Genomic DNA, 19,645 nt, shown 5'->3' with positions numbered 1-19,645 from the left:
ACATCAATATATTTAGATCAAAAATACATTTTTTTATGGTTACCAAAAACCAAATTAAGCGAATAAAAAGCCTTCATCAAAAAAAATATAGAAAAGAATACCAATTATTTATTGCTGAGGGAGTTAAAGTGATTCAAGAACTCTTGCAATCTTCTTTTGTTTTAGAGCATTTGTATGTGACAAATGAGAGGGATTTTGACGTTCCAGCGCATCAAGTAACGCTGGTTTCTCAGGATGATTTAAAGAAAATGAGTGCTTTGACTACAACGCCTAATTGTTTGGCAGTCTTCCATTGTTTGGAGAGTAAATCAATTGATTTTTCGGATTGGGTTGTGGCATTAGATGATGTTAGAGATCCGGGGAATTTAGGAACCATTATTCGTTTATGTGATTGGTTTGGGATTCAACATATCGTGTGTTCACCAGAAACGGTAGACTGTTATAACCCTAAAGTAATTCAAGCAACAATGGGCTCTGTATCTCGTGTGAATATTGAATATACAGACCTAACGACTTTATTGCAAACGATTGAAGCTCCTATTTATGGAACTTTTTTAGGAGGGGAGAATATTTATAAAATGAAAGGTATTCAACCAGGAGTTATTGTCATGGGAAATGAGGCTAATGGTATTTCTTCCGAGATAGAGCAACTTGTTTCTCGAAAAATAACAATTCCTCGTTTTGGTCATTTACAACAAACTGAAAGTTTGAATGTAGCTATGGCAACCTCCATCGTTTTAAGTGAGTTTCGTAGAACGGTTTTTAATGAACAGTAAAGTTTAAGAAAACACCTCTTGTTTTCATGGAGCTGATATGACCTGTCCAAGGACTATCAGGATCTTTATCGCGAACTAATTCGTCTCCTAAACCAAATACTCCTCTAATAGAAGGACTGAATTTAAAGTACTCAAAGTATATATCGATACCTACTCCTAATTCATAATTTGTGGTCCATTGCTTCATTCTCCAAACACCTTCATAGTTGTCATCGTCAGATTTGTGGTTACTACTTAAGTTTAAGTCAGCTGAAAAACCTCCTAATACATAAGGGCGAATGTTTCCCGTACGCAAAGCAGAGAATTTAAGCAATAGAGGCAAGTGAATCAACGTAGAACTGATCGATTTTGTGCTTGAATTGGTTATTTCCTGCATAGTTGGAACTGCGTTCGGTTTGTTTTTCATGTAATAGTCCATGACAAAAGCGCGAGGAAATTTTAAATCGCGCTTAGAATAGATTAATCCAGGTTCGAAACGCAAGTCCAAATACTCCATAATACGCAAGTTCCCTACAAGTCCCACATTAAATCCCATATTGGTTGTTACTTGTATTTCTGTATTATCACTACCGTATTCGCCCGATAAACTTTTTAGTTTATCGTAATACTGTTTATCGTAATCAAAATTAAAATTTAGAAAATTCGATCCAATGTAATAGCCATAGTGGACGCGTTGTTTGTCCCAATCAGCTTTATTTATGATTGGATTTTTTCCGAAAATTCCCTGTGCAGATAGATTTGCAGTAGAGAATAGAATAACAAGTAAGATAAACAGTTTTTTCATAACTACTTTGAAGCAGAATATATGGTTGCTATACCCATCGTTTGTGGACGGTGTTTTACAGTCTTAAACCCAACTTTTACCAAAATATTGTTCAATTCTTGCCCAAAAGGAAAATTTTTAGCAGAATCAGATAAATACTTATAAGCATCTTGATCTTTTGAAAACAATTTTCCCATGAATGGCATAATGTTTTTGGTATAAAAGAAGTATCCTTGCTTAAATGGAAATTTAGTTGGAACTGAGGTTTCTAAGATAATAAAAATTCCATTAGGTTTTAATACTCTTAAAATTTCTGTTAAACCTTTTTCTAAATTTTCAAAATTTCGAATTCCGAAGCCAACAGTGATGGCATCAAAAGAGTTATCTTCAAAGGGTAAATTCTCCGAATCGCCTTGAATCATCTCGATGCGATTGTCTAGATTGAGTGCTTTTATTTTTTTTCTACCTACTTCAAGCATCCCAGCAGATAAATCTAAACCTGTGATTTTTTGAGCATTAGTTTTTGATAAAAGAATCGCCATGTCTCCCGTTCCTGTTGCAATATCTAAAATCGTTGTTGGATTTGTCTCCGCAACCAATTTAAGCACTTTTCTTCTCCAACCTTGATCCGTCCCTAATGAGATCATTCGATTCAAATTGTCATAATTACCTGAAATTGTATCGAACATTTGCTCTACTTGTTGTTTTTTTCCAAGCTGAGAATCTTTATAGGGCGTGATATTTTTACTCATTGTTATTATTTTTAGGCAAATATAAATAATCTCTATCAAAAAGAAGGGGTCTCTTGTGGAATAAAGATAAGGAACTAAAAAAGGGAATATCGATTCGATATTCCCTTGTATAAATTAAAATTGAATGTACATGTGATAGTATTCTCCACCAACGAAATCAATCTGCTTGCCCTGAACAAAGCCAAGCCTTGAGTATAATTTCATCGCGTTTGGATTCTCCAAATCTACAATTAATCCCACTTGTTTGTGTTGTTGAGATTGAGCAAAATCTGTAGCTGCTTTTAGCAAATGACTTCCAACTCCTTTTCCTTGTACTAAAGGAGATACTGCTACAGTGTCCAGGTAGTATTCTCCACCTTCTGTTTCAGGTTCTGGAATCATATCGTTGTTGTATTTCTTTTTCATTAGTTCAAGAACAGGTTCTCTGAGTCTGATAAAGTCATCACCGTTATACCCAGTAATTGAACCTACAACATTGTCTTCTTCGTCAACAGCTACAAAAGTATTTTGATAACTGTATAAGTTATCGGGTTGTTTGAATAAGGTTGTTAGGAAATTAATGGCTTCTTCAATATCTTCTTGTTGAATAAAACTGAATACGATGTCTTCCATCGCTTGTAACATTAATTCAGGAACAACATCAAAATCTTCCTTTTGTGCGGGCCTAATGGTAAAATGCATGATTTTGTTTTTTAATTTTTTACAAAGTTAGGAAAGAGTTTGTTAGCGTTCAACTAACTTTTTCTTTCTTTTAGCAATCGATGCCAAATCTGACTTGCATTTTTGATATTCAGTTTCTCTGGATCAAAAATTGGATTTAGTCCTTGCTTGTGCTGTGTAATATAATCATTTAAGGCGATTATGGTTGGCTTGTATAAAAATAGAATTACGATAAAGTTAATCCAAGCCATTAAACCCACGCCAATGTCGCCGATGCCCCAGGCTGTAGAGGACTCATTGATTGAAGCGTAAAATACAGTGGCTAATAAGAGGAAGCGCATCAACCAACGGAGGATGATTTTTGGTTGATTAGTCAAATAATTAAAGTTAGATTCTGCTATAAATACATAAGACATAATGGTTGTAAAAGCGAAAAAGGTCAACGCAATAGCGATAAATTGACTGGCAAATAGAGGAAAGTGAACCCCAATAGCTTTTACGGTGTAGGCAGATCCCACTTCCACGTCGGGTATATTGTTGACGATGTAGTTTCCTGCTTCGTCAAAAACATTGTATTGGTGAGTGAATAAGATCATCAAAGCTGTAGCTGTACACACAAAGAGTGTATCAATATATACAGAGAAGGCTTGTACTAATCCTTGTTTAACGGGGTGAGAGGTTTCGGATGCAGCTGCAGCATGTGGAGCTGTACCTTGTCCTGCTTCATTGGAATAGATACCGCGTTTAACGCCCCAAGCAATCGCTGCACCAAAAATACCGCTAAAAGTAGCCTCTAAATTAAACGCTGATCGAAAGATTAAAGCGAAAATAGAGGGAATTTCCTTGGCGTTAATGGCAATGATAATCACGGCCATGGCGATATAGATGACAGCCATGAAAGGAACGACCACCTGTGCGATACGTCCTATTTTTTTTGCTCCTCCAAATACAGTTAAACTCAGCAATACACAAATAGCTAATCCAGTCATCCATTGCGGAATGTGAAAAGCGTCTTTGATACTGATTGAAATACTATTTCCTTGAATACTCGGTAGGAATAAGACGCAACTAATGATGGTAACAAAGGCGAAGACTAGAGCTAGTTTTTTATTATTTAGTCCTTTTTCAATGTAAAAGGCTGGTCCTCCACAATAATGTCCATTTTTTTCTTCTTTGTAGATTTGAGCTAAGGTAGATTCAACAAAAGCAGAAGCACTACCTAAGAAAGCGATCATCCACATCCAAAAGATAGCACCGGGTCCACCATATGCAATTGCAGTAGCAACCCCTACAATATTTCCAACTCCTACGCGTCCTGCAATGGCAATACTAAAGGCTTGAAAAGGACTCACTCCTTTTTCAGATGAGCCTTCTGTAAAAAGAAGTTTGACCATTTGCTTGATGTAACGAACTTGTACAAACCTCGTTTTGATGGTAAAGAATAACCCAGCTCCAAGACATAAAAGAATGAATACACTAGACCATAGGATGTCGTTGATAAATTTTATTGCTTCTTCCATTTTGAAAATAATTTGAGTTGAAAATAATGATTTTTTAGTAAAAACACTATTTTTATATCAATATTATATGTAATAGGTATTTTTGTTTTGTATAGTTTATGATTTAGTGTGCTTTTTTTAGAAAAAATAGCTTGCATAAAGGGGAAGGTGTAGTCTAGTAGGTATTAGTAATTAGGATGTTGCTCTCGAAGAAGAATTAAGCTTTATTTGACATGGATGAAGGTCAGAATATTTGGTAGTTGTATTTGAAAGGGAAAAGATAAAAAAAAAGCTACCTCACTGATGAAGTAGCTTTTGTATCGTGTAATCTTATTTTCGCTTAGTAACGGATGCTGAATAAACCTTCTGCTTTGTTTTCTAAATTGTCAAAACGCGCTTTGCATTCTTGAATCATTTTAACAGCAGCAGCTTTGTCTCCAAAACCATTCGTAGTTACTTTTTTGTTTTCTAAGTCTTTGTATACTTGGAAGAAATGCTCTACTTCTTTTTTGAAGTGCTCATTCACATCATTGATGTCATTTAGTTTGTTCATCAATGGATCAGATACAGGAACACAAAGAATTTTCTCATCTTGTCCTTTATCGTCAGCCATATAGAAAATACCAATAGGTTTTACTTCAACAACCATTCCTGGAAGAGATGGTTCTGTAAATAATACTAGTACGTCTAATGGATCTCCGTCTAAGGCTAAAGTTTCAGGAATAAAACCATAGTCTGCTGGATATCTCATGTTTGAATAAAGTAAACGATCAAATCTCAATCGTTTTAAATCAAAATCATATTCGTATTTATTTCTACTGCCTGCTGGAATTTCAACGAAAGCATCAAAAGTTTCGAATGTACTCATATTCATTTATTTTTATAGTCAAAAAACTTAATAATGGGTGCAAAAATACTTCAATTCGTGCGTTTTACCAAGTTTTATCTATAATATTAGAAATAAATTCCGAAGGAGCCTCGAATTGCGAACCTTCTCGCATCAGGCATGTCTAAATAATTTCCTCTCCAGCTTAAGTCAAGTCTAAAGATTTTAAAAATATTGCCAACGCCAACATAATATTCATAGTAAAAATCTTCAGGTGCTTTATAGACTAATTGAGAAGCGTTGAGGTCAATATTTTCTTGGGAAATTTTTCCGTAAATCCCTCTTATACCTACGATTTCTCTTAAATTTAAATCTCTAAACCACGGGATTCTAGAGAGTAAGCGACCTCCGAAATTGTGTTCTAAGTGAATGGAAGCATATTCATTGGTTACAAATTCATAGTAATTCAAGTTGGCAAATGTATTCTCAATGTTAAACCACGATTGGTTTCCTGGAACAACACTTAATAATCCCAACGGAACTTCACCAAAGGTTTTACCAGCTTCAAAAGTTGTGGTAAAGGTACCAAATCCTCCTAAAAGAATTGGCTTTCTCGCATAGAGTTGCAATTTGTCGTATTGGAAATTACTGTCAAAAGCACCTTTAAATCCATGACTATATCTCAAGTATAGTTTGAGGTATTTTTGGTCAATTTCCTTGCGATCTACACCGTAGCCAATGGTTCTTTTACCTGGCGTATAATCGATGGCCATTTCCACTTCGGATTGTTTAGTCTCATTAGAGATGATGGTGTGTTCTTTATCAACATAATAATCGAGATTAAAGAGATCAGAAGCTGGTTTTAACGTGCGATAACTAAAGGTTGTCAGTAAGCGCAAGTTTTTCACAGGTTCAATCTCCAAACCTATAGTGGAAAGGTTGATATCTGTTAATTTGGAGTTATCTCCACTGGCAAATAGGGAACTAGAGGCAAAACTACGACCTAATACATCGTTGGTTTCGGTAAGGCTAACTCCAATTTGCTCTACATCTCGACGGTTTCCTCCAAAAAGAATAAAACGCGAAGGGCTGTGGAGCAACACTTTTCCGCTGATTCCGTATTTGAACTTATTGTCTTTGAATCCATAAGCTCCGTAGCCTTCTAAACGCCATTTGTCATTTGGACCAAAGTAAGTACGTCCACCTGCTCGCATACGCAAACCTTCGATATCGTTATACCCAAAGGTTGAGAAAATAGGACCATAGTCGAATTTGTACTTCGGTATATTGTAGTAATTGCTTGCAATGGTTGAGGTAAGGTCAAATAAAAATCTGAATTTAGGTACGGTTTTTAAGGTGTCTAGCATTTTGTAAATTCCGAATTCATCTTTGCTCAATGGTTCAAAGCGATAGGTTTGCCAAAATTCATCTGAGCGAGAATAAATGGATTCGTCATATTCGTTGACGTTCTTTTTGTAGAAATCGTCTGGGTGTTTGATGTTAAATTGGTGATTTTGGTAGACCGTTGTTCGCTTGCCGTAAATACCTTTAGAATCATCTTTTTTCGAAAGGGCGAAATCGGACATAAAGTGATCTCGCGTCAATAGGAATACAGAGTCATTCAATACGTCAAACTCTTGTTCAATATAAATTTCTTTTACCCAGTTGATGTTCGCATCTCTACTGGCTTCCATGTTGATTTTTTTGATGGCAAAAGTGGAATCGTTGACCCAAAAATCTCCTTTGAATGTCAATTCTCCTTTTCGTCTTGGATAGTACACGATATTGTAACACCATTTGTTGTCAATAAACGCGCTATCTGCTAACACATAGTTGTATACATTAATTCCTGTTCGCGATAACGGACTGACAAAATCTTTGTCGAAGATTTTGATGTAATTATTGTAAATGTTATATTCTGCATACAAATCCTTAACAAACTCAATAATATGCTGGTTGGTGTCAAAACCGGAGTTTTTATTTCCCAGTGTTTTTTCTATTTTTTTGTTGTCGATATTATCTCCATAGACTTGACCTATATTTTCGTTGATGAAAATAGGGAGATAGGTCTTTCCAGTAATGCGATTGGTATCTACTTGGTCAAAGATGAATTCCATGCCTTTGAAGAGTTTTTTCTTGCGATAGGCACTGTCAATCGTATTTAAATCGAATTCAATCTTCTCGTATTTGTCAAATTCATACTGACTAAACATATACAACCCATTTTTGCGTTTGCGCTCCCATATTTTTCTCAAAATATCAATTGCAGGGTTATTCTTTTTAGATGTTTTACCGGTGTAAATACGCACTTCTTCAAGCATATTATCCTCTTCTAATGTGATGTTTAGATCGAGGTTAGTACGGCTTTTTAAAGGGATGTAGGTCGTTTTGTACCCCACAAAAGACACGACCAAAGTATCGTAGTTATTTTCAGTTTCCAAATAGAACTTCCCAAGCTCATTGGCAATCACTCCTTGGGTAGAATTCTTGAAATATACGCTGGCATAAGATACGTCTACTTGATTCGTATCTTTAATTTTACCACTTACTTTTGTTTGGGCAATACCTTGAGTGCTAGCTAATAAAAGGAAAACGAGGTAAAATAATATCTTTTTTTTCATAGTCAATATGGGAGTAAACAAAAAACTCCATCCTATTAAAAATAAGATGGAGTAATTCAAATATACAATATTTTTTTACTTAAAAAAGTTTATCTGTATAGTACTTTTTTCACTGCTTTGATTACATCATTTGCATTTGGCAACCATTGTTCTAATAAAACAGGTGAATACGGTGCAGGTGTATCTGCTGTTGTGATTCTTTGGATTGGCGCATCTAAGTGATCAAATGCTTGTTCTTGAACTAAATAAGTGATTTCTGAAGAAATACTTCCAAAGGGCCATGCTTCTTCTAAGATAACTAGGCGATTCGTTTTCTTTACAGAAGTTAAAATAGCTTCTTGATCTAATGGACGTACAGTTCTCAAGTCAATTACTTCACAAGAAATTCCCTCTTTTTCTAATTCATCAGCTGCTTTCAATGCTTCTTTGATGATTTTACCAAAAGAAACAATTGTTACATCTTTTCCTGCTTTTTTGATGTCTGCTACGCCTAATGGAATCGTGTATTCTCCTTCAGGTACTTCTCCTTTATCTCCATACATTTGCTCAGACTCCATGAAAATCACAGGGTCGTTATCGCGAATTGCTGATTTTAATAATCCTTTTGCATCATATGGAGTAGAAGGTACTACTACCTTTAATCCTGGTACGTTTGCATACCAATTTTCAAATGCTTGAGAGTGAGTTGCTCCTAATTGTCCAGCTGAAGCAGTTGGTCCGCGAAATACAATTGGAATGTTGAATTGACCACCTGACATTTGACGCATCTTCGCTGCGTTATTTATGATTTGGTCGATTCCTACTAAAGAGAAGTTGAATGTCATAAATTCAACAATTGGACGGTTTCCATTCATGGCAGAACCAACAGCAATCCCCGCAAAACCAAGTTCTGCAATAGGAGCGTCAATTACGCGTTTAGGACCGAATTCGTCCAACATACCTTTTGAAGCTTTATAAGCACCATTGTATTCCGCTACTTCTTCTCCAATTAAATATATGGTTTCATCGTGACGCATTTCTTCACTCATAGCTTCACATACGGCCTCTCTAAATTGAATCGTTCTCATAAGTTCTTATTTTCCGTAAAATTATTCAATAGGAGCAAAAGTATGAAAAAATATTCGTACCTCCCTTATCTAACTTTCTGTTTTGTTTTTTTTAACGGCACTTCATCCCTACTACTGTCATGCTAATGGATAAATGCGACGGATAGAAAGTGATCATGACTCAAAAGATAACCCCGATGGAAGATTTAGTTTTGTTACAATTTGCGAATAATTTAGGGGCTTTGTTGGGGAAAAAATACGCAAGATGATGAAGTTTTGCCGATTCGTTAAAAAATGTTGTACAAATTGAGAATCTGTATTTTATTTGTAGTTGTAAACGATAAAAAAAACTAAAAAGTATGATGAAAAAGGTAAAGGTTGCACTTGTATGTGCAATGGTTTCAATGGGACTTTATTCTTGTAGTAGTGATGATAACTCAACAAGTGGAGATGGATATGAAATTGTAGCTAAAACATCAGAGAATGCTGTGTTGAATACAATTGTAGTTGTAGAAGAAGGAGCAACAGAAACAATTGCTGATTTAGGCAAAAAAGAATGGTCTAAATCATTCTCTGGAAAAAAAGTTGTAGCTGTTTCTGTTACAGGAGGTACAATTGACAGTGCGGATAAAACAGGTGTATTGACTTTAGAAGTTGTAAAAGACGGAAAAGTAGTTAAGACATCTAAAGCAGATGGAAACATTTTAGTAGCGAGTATTTCAATGTAAGCAAAGACTGTTTTTGAAAAAAAATAGCAAACGCTAAAAAAAGTAAGAAGTAAAGAGTTCAGCCAAGCTGAGCTCTTTTTTTTTGGATTCATATAAAGGTGAACTAAAAATTTTACTATTCAAATAGTGACCTTTGATTGCTGATATATTTCGTGTATAAAGGCAAATTGGTTTTTTTTTTGATGTGGAAGTATTTAGAAAAATCTTGCGAGGGTAAGGTTTGAAAATGAAATTAAAAAAGCAAAATTATGTTGAAAAAAATGAAGTTGGCACTGTTAGGTGCTTTGGCCGTTACTGTGGGTGTAGTTGCCTATAGTCAACAGAAAAGTAAGGAATGCAAAATGCAGATAGAGCAAAATCTGCAGTATGAGGTAGTTGTGCAGTTGACCAATGCCCGAGTAACAAGTATAGTGGTAAAGGAAGGGGATAATGAAGAAACGATTGTCGATTATCAAGATAATCACTGGAATCGATCCTTTTCAGGAGATTTACCTGTGCGAGTTTCAGTTAAAGGACAAGCCGCTCAAGGAAATGATAGCTCAGCCAAAATGACTATTGAAGTACTAAAGGATGGAGTTCTTTATCGAAATGCAATCGCTCAAGGCCCTAATTTAGAGGCTAATGTTAGTTTTTAAAGGGGGTGTAATAGACGTAAACATGTAGGGGGCTGGTGTTTTTAGAACTTCGAGTATCTGCCCTAAAAGTATACCAAGCATTTTGTTGTGAAGGATTGGCGAGAGTAGATTTTCTGATGAAAAAGGATGGCAGCTTTGTGGTTAATGAAATTAATACACTTCCTGGTTTTACTGCTTTCAGTATGTATCCAAAGCTTTTTGAATATGCTGGGATATCTGTGTCTGATGTGCTCTCAGAATTAATAAGATTGATTTATGATTTTGTTTTGGGTGCGTCTGTTTTTTGTGTAAAAATGTGCGATTTATTTTATGAAAGTTGAATTTTATAAAATTTTACGCAATAATATGTTTTGCCGTAAGTGAATATATAAATAATGTAATTGGTTAAAATTAAATGTAATGAGGTATGTGTGCAAAGAATAAAGATTTAGTCGTGATTTTAGGAAATCAAGAAAATAAAGAGTTTTATAGGAATGTTAGTATGCCATTTAAAAAAAAAGGTTTGAAGACTCAAATGTTAATATTAGATGTTAATAATCTTTTTTTTTCAAAGTTAATTTAACTTAACACTTTGGTGGTACTTTTTATGCCTTCTGATTTTTCAATAATGCAAAATGTATATAGTGAATCTGGAATTGTTCAAGGATTTTTGGAATGCCATAATATAAAGTATTCTGGATCAGGATCTACATCTTCTATTTTGGGGTCAAGTAAGTATTTGTCGAAGGTATTGTTTAAATCACTTGGATAGATGCAGTTCTATTGAATTTAGTTTTAAGAAATTTTTTAATATTTTATCAGAAAATGGATTTGTGGTTGGTTGTACTCCTATGAATTTTGCAAACAAAGATTCTTGGGAGACATGTAAGGATGTCAATAGTTTTAAAAAAGTTATAGAGAAAAATGGGTTTGAAATAGTTGATTTGTTTGATAATCTTGTCTATAAAGAAATTTTGGATGTAAGAGAATCCTTTGAGGAGTATAAAGTTCTTTGTTACGTAGTAAAAAAAAATAAAAAAATATTATGAAGCAAAAAATAGCAATAGCTTTCGGTGGAAATTCCCCAGAACATGAAGTATCTTTATGTTCTGCTACATATATTTTTAATTCATTGGATAAATCTCAATTTGAAGTTCTTCTACTAGGAAATGATAAAAATGGTATTTGGTATTATGATCCTAATTATGAAATAGAACCAATTGATTTGATAGCAGCGGATTATTTTCGAAAGGCTCGAAAAGTATATTTAAAGGGGGATCAGGGATATGGACTCATTGTTGATAATGAAACCAATGAAATTTTAGCAAATTTTTTTATAGTTTTTCCTATTATTCATGGTGCTTTTGGTGAAAATGGCACTTTGCAAGGTTTTTTTGATTTCTTAGGTGTTATTTGTATAGGAACGGGAGTGTTAGGGTCCTCTATCTGCATGGATAAAGAAATTACAAAACGAATTTTACGGGATAATGGAATTCCCATTGCTCGTTTCAACGTGTTGTATCACGTAGATAAAAAAGCCTTTTCTTTTGAGGATTTGAAAGAAGAATTAGGTATTCCTTTTTTTGTTAAACCTTGTAATTCTGGATCTTCATTGGGTGTAAGTAAAGTGTTTAATAAGATAGAGTTTGAAAATGCTGTTACTCTAGCCTTCCAATTTGATCAGAAAATTCTAGTAGAGGAAGCTATTGATGGAAAGGAAATTGAATGTGCTTTATTAGGTAATGAAGACCCTATCACCTCAGTTTTGGGTGAAATTACGACAACGGATGGTTTTTATTCTTATGACGTCAAGTATACTCAATCTTCCTCTGTTAAGATGAGAATTCCAGCTGAAATTTCCGAAAATATTTCTGATGATATCAGGTTCTATGCCCTAAAAGCATATCAAGTGGTTTGTTGTGAAGGATTAGCAAGAGTAGATTTTCTGATGAAAAAGGATGGCAGCTTTGTGGTTAATGAAATTAATACACTTCCTGGTTTTACTGCTTTCAGCATGTATCCAAAGCTTTTTGAATATGCTGGGATATCTGTGTCTGATGTGCTTTCAGAATTAGTAAGATTGGCGTTAAAAAAGAATAGCATTGATTAATCTTTCGCTGTCTTTCCCTGATGGAAATTATTTTTATCCAGTTCTAATTAAATTACAAACTTTTTAATTTTTTGTCTTTTGTTTGAAGGAATGAATATTTGAAGGACAAAATCAAGGGAAAGATTATGACTAATTGTGTGATTTAGTAAATATTATTTGGTTAATTCAAACTAAATTAGTATGCTTGCATAGTAAAAAGTTCGAAATTAATTCTTATTTTCGTTCGCAAGTAATATTGTAAAACAAAAAACTATAATAATAATGAAGATATTAGTTTGCATCAGCCATGTGCCTGATACTACATCAAAAATCAATTTCACGAATGGTGATGCTGAGTTTGATACAAATGGAGTGCAATTTGTGATTAATGCTAACGATGAGTATGCATTAACACGCGCCATTTGGTTTAAAGAAAAACAAGGAGCTACAGTAACTGTAGTGAATGTTGGAGGAGCTGACACAGAACCTACATTGAGAAAAGCATTGGCTATTGGAGCTGATGAAGCAATCCGTGTAAACGCTGTGCCTACAGATGGATTATTCGTTGCAAAGCAATTGGCTGAAGTAGTGAAAAATGGTGGATATGATTTAGTATTAGCTGGAAAAGAATCTTTGGATTACAATGGAGGAATGGTTCCAGGTATGTTAGCTGCTATCTTAGGTTATGACTTCATCAACTCATGTGAGGGAATGGAAGTGGACGGAACAGCAGTAAAAGCAATTCGTCAGATTGATGGAGGAAAAGAAACAATATCAGGAAAATTGCCAATCGTTATTGGAGGGCAAAAAGGTTTGGTAGACGAGAAAGATTTACGCATTCCAAATATGCGTGGAATTATGGCTGCTAGAACAAAAGCATTAACGGTTCTTGAACCAGTAGGAGTTGAGGCTGCAACAAAAGCAGTAAAATTTGAAAAACCAGCTGCGAAATCAGCTTGTAAAATGATTGCTCCAGATAACTTAGATGAGTTAATCAACTTATTGCACAACGAAGCAAAAGTTATCTAATCTAGTAGTTTTAACCTTAAAAAGAAAAAGTATGTCAGTTTTAATATATGCTGAATCAGCAGAAGGAAAATTTAAAAAAGTTGCATTAGAATTAGCTTCTTATGCAAAGAAAGTAGCAGAATCAATGGGTACAACAGTTACTGCTGTAACGGTTAATGCTGCTGATGTAAGCGAATTAGGGAAATATGGTGTTGATAAAGTATTAAAAGTATCAAGTGATAAATTAAATACATTCAATGCAAAAGCCTATGCAGATGTGATCAAACAAGCAGCTCAAAAAGAAGGTGCTAAATTGATCGTTTTATCTTCTTCAACAGACAGTTTATACGCTGCTCCGGCAGTTGCAATTGGATTAAATGCAGGTTTTGCATCAAACGTAATCGCATTACCTGAAAGCACTGCTCCATTTGTGGTGAAAAGAACAGGTTTCTCAAACAAAGCATTTAACTTCACTGAAATTACTTCAGATGTAAAAGTAATCGCTTTGGGGAAAAATTCATTCGGATTAGTAGAGGCTTCAGGAGCTGCAGCTGCTGAGGATTTCGCTCCAAGCTTAAACGATGCTGATTTCAGCTTAAAAGTTGAAGGTGTAGAGAAAGTATCTGGAAAAGTAACTATTGCTGATGCAGATATCGTTGTTTCTGGTGGACGTGGTATGAAAGGACCTGAAAACTGGGGAATGTTGGAAGATTTAGCAGAAGTATTAGGAGCTGCTTTAGCTTGTTCTAAACCCGTATCGGATGTGGGATGGAGATCACACGAAGAACACGTTGGTCAAACAGGAAAACCAGTAGCGGCAAACCTTTATATCGCTGTAGGTATTTCTGGAGCTATTCAACACATTGCAGGGGTTAACTCATCCAAAGTAAAAGTAGTAATCAACACAGATCCTGAAGCTCCTTTCTTTAAAGTAGCAGACTACGGAATCGTTGGAGATGCTTTCCAAGTGTTACCTCAATTAGTTGAGAAATTAAAAGAATTCAAAGCGAAAAACGCCTAATCAGTATTTTTTGATTTAGATAATTTACCAAGACAGTAACTAAAATCTAAAGATTGTTTATCTTTGATTTAGTTACTGTTTTTTGTTTTTATATAGAAAATTATGAATTTGATTAAGCTGACAGTTAAAGGAATTTCATATAGCCATTCTCAAAATGGGGCTTATGCCTTAATCTTAGATGAAGAGCATGGGGATCGAAAATTGCCTATTGTTATTGGAGCTTTTGAAGCACAGGCTATTGCCATCGCTATTGAAGAAGAAATTAGACCTCCAAGACCTTTAACCCATGATTTATTTAAAAGTTTTGCCGATACATTCGATATTCAACTTAAACATGTGATCGTTCACAAATTAGTGGATGGCGTGTTCTTTTCGAGTTTAGTTTGGGAAAAAAATGGCATTGAAGAAGTAATGGATGCTCGTACATCAGATGCTATTGCTTTGGCTATTCGCTTTTTTGCCCCTATTTATACTTATCCTGATATTATGAATAAAGCTGGAATTATTTTGAATGGAAGTCCTGAAATTGAGGAAGAAGACCAGGCTGATGATGATATCGCGAGTCAAGTGGAACAATTCCTAGAACTCGATATTGAAGGAAAAGGCTTTAGTAAATACGGATTACAAGATTTACAGCGATTATTGAACGAAGCGATTGGTAATGAAGATTACGAAACAGCAGCGAGAATTAGAGATGAAATTAGTAAGCGATCATAGTTAATAATAGGAGGGATAGCATGAAACAATATTTAAATTTAGTACAAGAAGTTTTAGATAAAGGTATACAAAAGGGAGATCGTACTGGAACGGGAACCAAAAGTATCTTTGGCCATCAAATGCGCTTTGATTTGGCAGAAGGTTTTCCATTGGTAACAACGAAGAAAGTACACCTAAAATCCATCATTCACGAACTTTTATGGTTTTTAAAAGGAGAGACAAACATCGCTTATTTAAAAGAACATGGCGTTCGCATTTGGGATGAATGGGCTGATGAAAATGGAGATTTAGGTCCTGTATATGGGTATCAATGGCGCAATTGGAACGGTGAGGGGATTGATCAAATTAAAGAAGTAATTGATACTTTAAAGAATAATCCAGATAGTAGACGTATTATGGTCTCTGCATGGAATCCAAGTGTACTACCTGACACTAGTGTTTCCTTTGCTGAAAATGTAGCGAATAATAAAGCTGCTTTACCTCCTTGTCATTCCTTTTTTCAATTCTATGTAGCGGAAGGAAAATTATCTTGCCAACTGTATCAACGCAGCGCAGATGTTTTCTTAGGAGTGCCTTTTAATATTGCTTCTTATGCATTGTTGACCATGATGGTTGCTCAAGTATGCGATTTAGCAGTAGGTGATTTTGTTCATACATTTGGAGATGTACATATTTACAACAACCATATTGAACAAGTCAACCTACAATTAAGTAGAGAACCTTATGCGTTGCCAAAAATGAAGATTAATCCAGCAGTAAAAGATATTTTTAGCTTTACCTATGAGGATTTTACGTTAGAAGATTATGTTTCTCATCCTGCAATAAAAGGTAAAGTATCTGTATAATTCTAATCCAAAAATGCTATGGAAAAAACGGAAGCAATTAAACAGTACGAATACGCAAAGAATCGAATTAAACAACGCAGAATGTTGTTGTTCCACTTTGTTGTTTTTCTTTTGGGATCTATCGTACTTTACGGCATAAATATGTGGGTTAAAGACCCACAAATCGTTGGTGTATGGTGGACCTATGCCGTAGGAGCTTGGGCGTTATTGCTCTTGTTTCACGTGATTAACGTATTGGTGATTAATCGCTTTATGGGACCTGCATGGCAAGAGCGAGAAATTGAACGATTAATCGGTATACAACAAGAAAAAATTAAGCAGTTACGCGCTAAGGTGGAAAAAGATTTTCCTTTGGTTGATGTAAAACGCGATTTAAATCACGACGATTCAAAACAGTAAATAATGATTACTTTAATAGCAGCAATTGCTGAAAATAGGGTATTGGGAAAAGACAACGCTATCATTTGGCATTTACCCGATGATTTCAAACATTTTAAAACACTAACTTCTCATCATTATATTATTATGGGACGTAAAACATTTGAGTCTTTTCCTAAACCATTACCTAATCGAACGCATGTAATTATTACGAGACAACAGGATTATGCTGTTCCTGAAAATTGCATCGTTGTTCATAGTTTACGTGAGGCATTAACACTGACTCAAAACGAAGAGGAAGTCTTTGTTATTGGAGGAGGAGAAATCTATCACCAAGCTTTGGAACACGCAGATCAATTAGAATTAACTCAAATTCATGCCTCTTTTGATGGGGATGCGTTTTTTCCTGAATTCTCAACTACCGAATGGCAATTGGTGAAAGAGAGTTATCATCCACAAGATGAACGACATGCCTATGCTTTTACTTTTCAAACGTATATTCGAAAGTAGATATGAAGAAGTTATTCGCTTTTTTGATTCTTTGTTGCAGTTTTTCTACACAGGCACAAGAGTCTTTGCAAGCGCAGTATTTAAACAGTGAAAACCTCAAAGAAAAAGAGGTTTTTCTCAGTAAAGATATTTTTGACAACACTTTTACAAAAGAAGAGAATATCTTGCGCAAACGAAGCAAATACAGTACGGCTCATTTTAGCTTACCTAAATTAGGAACGTTAAAAATGGTGGATTTAATTAATTCACAGTTCCCGTTGTTGTTTTACAGTGACTTTAATTCGATTGTTTTATTGAGTAAAGAATTAGCTTTGTTAAATACCATTGATTTGACGGGGCGATTTTCTGCCATGGATCCGGCTTATGTAGGTACAAGCACGCAAAAGAATTTATGGATTGTCAATCAAGCCAATCAAAGTGTCTTGCGCTATAATATGAGTACCCTAGAAGTACGCAATATCTATACCATTAAAGAAGATCAGATTAAGACGTATCAATCCAATCTAAATTATTTGTATCGCGTTACTACAACGAATCAAATCAAGGGAATTGATATCTATGGCAATGAAGTATTGAACTATACTTTGCCTTCGGATTATGATCAGCTTCAAATTGTAAATAATAAACAAGTATTTTATTCGCATCTAAATAAACTGTACTACGTTGATATGGAGAAGAATAAGGTTTTGGAAATTGCAATTGATGTAAAAAGCATTTTGGGCTTCTTTTATAACACTCAAAAATTGAGTATTTTTACCGAGCAAAAAATAAATAATTATCAAATAAAATTACCGTAATGCACATAGCGATTGCTGGAAATATTGGAGCGGGAAAAACAACACTAACAGACTTATTAGCCAAACACTATGGATGGGAAGCACATTATGAAGATGTGGTTGATAATCCATATTTAGATGATTTCTATCACCAAATGGATCGATGGTCATTTAACTTACAAGTATATTTTTTGAATAGTCGTTTTCGCCAAGTGCTTCAAATTAGACAAAGTGGAAAAACAATTATTCAAGATCGAACGATCTATGAGGATGCTCATATTTTTGCTCCGAACTTGCATGCAATGGGCTTGATGTCTAATCGAGACTTTAAGAATTATTCTACTCTTTTTGACTTAATGCAAGACTTGGTGGCAGCACCAGACTTGTTGATTTACTTGAGAAGTAGTGTGCCTAATTTAGTGGGACAGATTCACAAAAGAGGGAGAGAGTATGAAAATTCAATTTCGATTGAATACTTAAGTGGATTGAATGATCGTTATGAAAATTGGATCAAAGGTTATGACAAAGGAAAATTGCTCGTCATCGATGTAGATAGTTTAGATTTTGTGGATAAACCAGGAGATTTAGGTTTAATCATTGATAAGATTGATGCGGAAATCAACGGATTATTTTAGATAGAAACAAAAAAAGAGCCTAAGGCTCTTTTTTTGTTTTACTATTCATTTACTGTTGATGTAAATTCGTGAAACAGCTTTTCTAAATTTTTGTTCTTCGGTTGAAGGGATAAGGTTTTTAAGCCTTGCTGTTGTGCAAAATCATATACTGTAGCACGATAATCTTGTCCTGAAGGAAAAACGAGTTCCCATTGCGTATCGTGTACGTGGTTGGCTTTGATCAGATGAGGGATGCGGTTGACAAATTCAATCTCAATTTTGAAGTCAAATTCAACAGCAATAATTTGTTCCTCTTGGTTATCCAATAATTCATGTAAAAACTGATCAGCAACAATATGTCCTTTTTTGATAATAATCACACGTTCACAGATGGCTTCCACTTCCTGCATAATATGAGTAGAAAGGAAAACCGTTTTGTCTTTCCCTACGGTTTTTATTAGTTCTCGAATCTCAACCAATTGATTGGGATCCAATCCTGTGGTGGGTTCATCTAAGATTAACACTTCTGGATCGTGAAGCAAAGCCGTTGCAATTCCTACGCGTTGGCGATATCCTTTGGATAGTTGACCAATCTTCTTATGCGCCTCAGGAGTTAATCCCGTTAAGGCAATCACTTCGTCAATGCGTTCTTTTTTTGTTTTATAGATAGAGGCATTGAATTGCAAATACTCTCTGACATACATATCCAAGTACAGCGGATTGTGTTCGGGTAAATAACCAATAGATTGCTGTACTTTTTTTGCTTGTGTTGCCACGTTGTATTCGTTGACATAGGCAACTCCTTCGTCACTGTGAATAAAGGTCGTTAGTATTTTCATCAGCGTTGATTTTCCCGCTCCGTTTGGACCTAAGAAACCGACAATTTGCCCTTTGGGCACGGTAAAACTGATGGCGTTTAACGCTTGTTGTTCGCCGTAATATTTACTAATGTTTTCTACTTTAATAGACATATATACTGGAAGGTTAGTAAAAACAAATGTAGGTAAATTAATGAGAAAATCCGAAAGACACACTAAGAATGATTACCGCAATTACAATCAAGGTAATCACAACATACAAAGCGTCTTTTTCTAAGATAAATGAAAATAAAGATAACAGTAAGCGCAAGGCAGGTGTTAAAAATAAGAGCAAAATACCCAAGAAAATAATCGATTCTCCATTCCAATCTTTTACCCCTTCTAGTATTGTTTTAAAAACGATAAATAGGTTTTGGTCTTTTTCTACAAAAGTAGAAAAGGAAACGATTTGTTGTGAGTCTTTTGCAAGGAGAATAATACCGCCAAGAAGTGTTACGGTTAACGCACATAATACACCATAACGCAATACATTTCCAATGATGTTTTGCAGTTGATTATCTGTAAATTTAGTTGTACTCATAATT

23 protein-coding genes are annotated in these 19,645 nt (G+C 34.9%); 14 read left to right on the top strand and 9 right to left on the bottom strand.

Going from position 1 to position 19,645, the window contains the following annotated elements; genetic code table 11:
- The first annotated feature begins 35 nt into the window (after positions 1–35).
- Positions 36–776, top strand: a complete 741-nt coding sequence (locus HX004_RS04875; protein ID WP_286441213.1) for a TrmH family RNA methyltransferase — start codon at positions 36–38, stop codon at positions 774–776.
- Here the strand turns inward: HX004_RS04875 and porT are convergent.
- The 7 genes from porT to HX004_RS04840 form a co-directional block, all read right to left on the bottom strand.
- A complete protein-coding gene (gene porT / locus HX004_RS04870) occupies positions 763–1,560 on the bottom strand; it encodes a type IX secretion/gliding motility protein PorT/SprT (protein ID WP_286441212.1) in 798 nt (265 codons plus the stop codon). The two genes, HX004_RS04875 and porT, sit on opposite strands and share 14 nt — an antisense overlap.
- Positions 1,561–1,562: 2 nt before the next feature.
- Positions 1,563–2,291, bottom strand: coding sequence for a bifunctional demethylmenaquinone methyltransferase/2-methoxy-6-polyprenyl-1,4-benzoquinol methylase UbiE (ubiE, locus tag HX004_RS04865; RefSeq protein ID WP_002990032.1), 729 nt, complete (start codon positions 2,289–2,291; stop codon positions 1,563–1,565).
- A gap of 114 nt (positions 2,292–2,405) precedes the next feature.
- Positions 2,406–2,972, bottom strand: a complete 567-nt coding sequence (locus HX004_RS04860; protein ID WP_286441211.1) for a GNAT family N-acetyltransferase — start codon at positions 2,970–2,972, stop codon at positions 2,406–2,408.
- Positions 2,973–3,025: 53 nt separating this feature from the next.
- Entirely contained in the window at positions 3,026–4,471 is a 1,446-nt protein-coding gene (locus HX004_RS04855) for an alanine/glycine:cation symporter family protein (RefSeq protein ID WP_286441210.1), read from the bottom strand.
- Positions 4,472–4,790: 319 nt separating this feature from the next.
- Positions 4,791–5,318 (bottom strand): inorganic diphosphatase, encoded by a 528-nt coding sequence (locus HX004_RS04850; protein ID WP_286441209.1) that lies wholly within the window; start codon positions 5,316–5,318, stop codon positions 4,791–4,793.
- An 86-nt stretch (positions 5,319–5,404) separates the two neighbouring features.
- Entirely contained in the window at positions 5,405–7,897 is a 2,493-nt protein-coding gene (locus tag HX004_RS04845) for a DUF5686 and carboxypeptidase-like regulatory domain-containing protein (RefSeq protein ID WP_286441208.1), read from the bottom strand.
- Between the two features lie 89 nt (positions 7,898–7,986).
- Positions 7,987–8,964 carry a pyruvate dehydrogenase complex E1 component subunit beta gene (locus tag HX004_RS04840; protein WP_286441207.1) on the bottom strand — a complete coding sequence of 326 codons (978 nt, stop codon included), beginning with the start codon at positions 8,962–8,964 and terminating at the stop codon, positions 7,987–7,989.
- A 338-nt stretch (positions 8,965–9,302) separates the two neighbouring features.
- On the opposite strand from HX004_RS04840, the gene HX004_RS04835 reads away from it, so the two are divergent.
- From HX004_RS04835 to HX004_RS04775, 13 genes are all read left to right on the top strand, one after another.
- Positions 9,303–9,671: a hypothetical protein gene (locus HX004_RS04835; RefSeq protein ID WP_286441206.1), complete on the top strand. Its 369-nt coding sequence runs from the start codon at positions 9,303–9,305 to the stop codon at positions 9,669–9,671.
- Between the two features lie 248 nt (positions 9,672–9,919).
- Positions 9,920–10,306 carry a hypothetical protein gene (locus tag HX004_RS04830; RefSeq protein ID WP_286441205.1) on the top strand — a complete coding sequence of 129 codons (387 nt, stop codon included), beginning with the start codon at positions 9,920–9,922 and terminating at the stop codon, positions 10,304–10,306.
- Positions 10,307–10,341: 35 nt separating this feature from the next.
- Positions 10,342–10,626, top strand: coding sequence for a D-alanine--D-alanine ligase (locus HX004_RS04825; RefSeq protein WP_286441204.1), 285 nt, complete (start codon positions 10,342–10,344; stop codon positions 10,624–10,626).
- 423 nt (positions 10,627–11,049) lie between these two features.
- The gene (locus tag HX004_RS04820; RefSeq protein ID WP_286441203.1) at positions 11,050–11,334 is read left to right on the top strand and encodes a hypothetical protein; all 285 of its coding nucleotides are present in this window, start codon (positions 11,050–11,052) and stop codon (positions 11,332–11,334) included.
- The gene (locus HX004_RS04815; RefSeq protein ID WP_286441202.1) at positions 11,331–12,395 is read left to right on the top strand and encodes a D-alanine--D-alanine ligase family protein; all 1,065 of its coding nucleotides are present in this window, start codon (positions 11,331–11,333) and stop codon (positions 12,393–12,395) included. Before HX004_RS04820 ends, HX004_RS04815 begins: the two co-directional genes overlap by 4 nt.
- 261 nt (positions 12,396–12,656) lie before the next feature.
- Positions 12,657–13,403, top strand: a complete 747-nt coding sequence (locus HX004_RS04810; protein WP_286441201.1) for an electron transfer flavoprotein subunit beta/FixA family protein — start codon at positions 12,657–12,659, stop codon at positions 13,401–13,403.
- Positions 13,404–13,434: 31 nt separating this feature from the next.
- The gene (locus HX004_RS04805; protein WP_286441200.1) at positions 13,435–14,403 is read left to right on the top strand and encodes an electron transfer flavoprotein subunit alpha/FixB family protein; all 969 of its coding nucleotides are present in this window, start codon (positions 13,435–13,437) and stop codon (positions 14,401–14,403) included.
- Positions 14,404–14,505: 102 nt separating this feature from the next.
- Positions 14,506–15,120: a bifunctional nuclease family protein gene (locus HX004_RS04800; protein ID WP_286441199.1), complete on the top strand. Its 615-nt coding sequence runs from the start codon at positions 14,506–14,508 to the stop codon at positions 15,118–15,120.
- Positions 15,121–15,140: 20 nt separating this feature from the next.
- Positions 15,141–15,965, top strand: a complete 825-nt coding sequence (locus tag HX004_RS04795) for a thymidylate synthase (protein ID WP_286441198.1) — start codon at positions 15,141–15,143, stop codon at positions 15,963–15,965.
- Between the two features lie 18 nt (positions 15,966–15,983).
- Positions 15,984–16,364 (top strand): 2TM domain-containing protein, encoded by a 381-nt coding sequence (locus HX004_RS04790; protein WP_286441197.1) that lies wholly within the window; start codon positions 15,984–15,986, stop codon positions 16,362–16,364.
- A 3-nt stretch (positions 16,365–16,367) separates the two neighbouring features.
- Positions 16,368–16,853 (top strand): dihydrofolate reductase, encoded by a 486-nt coding sequence (locus HX004_RS04785; protein WP_286441196.1) that lies wholly within the window; start codon positions 16,368–16,370, stop codon positions 16,851–16,853.
- A gap of 2 nt (positions 16,854–16,855) precedes the next feature.
- Positions 16,856–17,650 carry a hypothetical protein gene (locus HX004_RS04780; protein WP_286441195.1) on the top strand — a complete coding sequence of 265 codons (795 nt, stop codon included), beginning with the start codon at positions 16,856–16,858 and terminating at the stop codon, positions 17,648–17,650.
- Positions 17,650–18,264, top strand: a complete 615-nt coding sequence (locus tag HX004_RS04775) for a deoxynucleoside kinase (protein WP_286441194.1) — start codon at positions 17,650–17,652, stop codon at positions 18,262–18,264. Before HX004_RS04780 ends, HX004_RS04775 begins: the two co-directional genes overlap by 1 nt.
- 41 nt (positions 18,265–18,305) lie before the next feature.
- Here HX004_RS04775 and gldA read toward each other — a convergent pair whose 3' ends face one another.
- On the bottom strand, positions 18,306–19,214 hold the full coding sequence (gene gldA, locus HX004_RS04770) for a gliding motility-associated ABC transporter ATP-binding subunit GldA (RefSeq protein WP_286441193.1): 909 nt from the start codon (positions 19,212–19,214) through the stop codon (positions 18,306–18,308).
- 37 nt (positions 19,215–19,251) lie between these two features.
- Positions 19,252–19,641: a DUF1634 domain-containing protein gene (locus tag HX004_RS04765; protein ID WP_286441192.1), complete on the bottom strand. Its 390-nt coding sequence runs from the start codon at positions 19,639–19,641 to the stop codon at positions 19,252–19,254.
- Positions 19,642–19,645: the final 4 nt, after the last annotated feature.

Origin of the sequence: Myroides sp. 1354, from assembly GCF_030324495.1 — a bacterium.
Lineage (GTDB): Bacteria > Bacteroidota > Bacteroidia > Flavobacteriales > Flavobacteriaceae > Flavobacterium.
The sequence above is the reverse complement of the archived record's forward strand: the minus strand, read 5'-3'. Positions and strand labels throughout refer to the sequence as shown.